The sequence below is a fragment of the Mesorhizobium sp. M7A.F.Ca.CA.004.04.2.1 genome (assembly GCF_004022825.1).
GTDB lineage: Bacteria > Pseudomonadota > Alphaproteobacteria > Rhizobiales > Rhizobiaceae > Mesorhizobium.
This window is the reverse complement of sequence record NZ_RZPH01001312.1, coordinates 1-1346: the sequence shown is the minus strand read 5'-3', so window position 1 is coordinate 1346 and position 1346 is coordinate 1. Positions and strand designations below refer to the sequence as shown.

Annotated in this window: 2 protein-coding genes; one reads left to right on the top strand and one right to left on the bottom strand. The window is 62.7% G+C overall.

All coding sequences use genetic code 11. The features are described 5' to 3' along the window. A partial coding sequence (locus EN893_RS34125; protein WP_206640241.1) for a cytochrome d ubiquinol oxidase subunit II occupies positions 1 to 163 on the top strand: 163 nt, incomplete at its 5' end. Between the two features lie 183 nt (positions 164 to 346). On the opposite strand, the gene msrA is transcribed toward EN893_RS34125, so the two are convergent. Then, positions 347 to 1078 carry a peptide-methionine (S)-S-oxide reductase MsrA gene (gene msrA / locus EN893_RS34120; protein WP_127268581.1) on the bottom strand — a complete coding sequence of 244 codons (732 nt, stop codon included), beginning with the start codon at positions 1076 to 1078 and terminating at the stop codon, positions 347 to 349. Positions 1079 to 1346: the final 268 nt, after the last annotated feature.

Genomic DNA, 1346 nt, shown 5'->3' with positions numbered 1-1346 from the left:
CGTGGTGCCCGATCGCCTGACCATCTGGCAGGCGGCTTCCGCGCCGGAGAGCCTGGCCATCATCCTCGCCGGCACCGTGGTCGTGCTGCCGGTCATCATCTTCTATTCGTTCTATGCCTACCGGGTGTTCGGCGGCAAGGCGACGGATCTGACGTATGATTGAAGGGGATGGCGGGAGCTAATCTCCCCCCTCGAGGGGGAGATGTCGCCGAAGGCGACAGAGGGGGTCGCCACACGGAGAGCGCTAACCTCATTCTGGCGCAAGAGGCCGAGACCGGTCGAGCCGACCCCCTCTGGCCGCTTCGCGGCCATCTCCCCCTCAAGGGGGAGATTAACAGCGCTCAGCTCAATTGCTCGCCGACAGCACCAGCACCGGCTTGTCGCTGTAGAGCGCCGGGAACAGCGCCTTCAAATTCGCCACCTTGGGCAGGTCGTTGTAGACGATGTAGGGATAGGTCGGGTTCAGCGTCAGGAAATCCTGATGGTAATTCTCGGCCGGATAGAAGGTCTTGCCGGTTTCCAGCGTGGTGACGATCGGCTCCGGGAACACCTTGGCCTGGTCGAGCTGGGCGATGTAGCTTTGCGCGATCTTCTTCTGTGCATCGTTTTCGGCGAAGATCGTCGAGCGGTATTGCGTGCCGGAGTCCGGACCCTGGAAATTCAGCTGGGTCGGGTTGTGGGCGACCGAGAAATAGACCTGCAGCAGCTGGCCATAGGTCACCTTCGATGGATCGTAGGTGATCTCGACGGATTCGGCATGCCCGGTGCGGCCTGAGCCGACCGTCTCGTAGACGGCGGTGTCCTTGTCGCCGCCGGAGTAGCCGGAGACAGCCCTGGTGACCCCCTTGACGTGCTGGAAGACGCCCTGCACGCCCCAGAAGCAGCCGCCGGCGAAGATTGCCTTTTCAGTGCCGGCGGCCGCCTTCTCGTCGATTGCCGGCGGCGGGATCTTCACCGCGTCCTCGGCCGAAACCGCCGGCGTCAGCCAGAAGGCGGCGCCCGCTGCGGCAAGTGCAAGCGCGGCGAGGGCGCCTTTGACAAAGCCGAGCGAACGGTTTGAAATCTTGATGTTGGTCATGGTTGCACTCCTCGTGGCTTCCATAGGGATCAGTCTATTGCATCAAATAGTGCGGCGCGACGCACATTCGCGTGCGCCGAATGCGGAATCTTACCGTCAGCGCTGCCCCTCACTGTCCTGCCGGACATCTCTCCCCGCAAAACGGGGAGAGAGCAACTGGCCGCGACGCTGGCGTTTCTATCTGCAACACCGATGATTGGCGAAACCGTCGATGAGCGCCCCTCTCCCCGTCACTATACGGGGAGAGGATGCCGGTAGGCAGGTGAGG

Excerpts from the sequence above, each read along its gene's own strand:
- msrA (WP_127268581.1), bottom strand. The coding sequence starts at position 1,078 with ATGACCAACATCAAGATTTCAAACCGTTCGCTCGGCTTTGTCAAAGGC.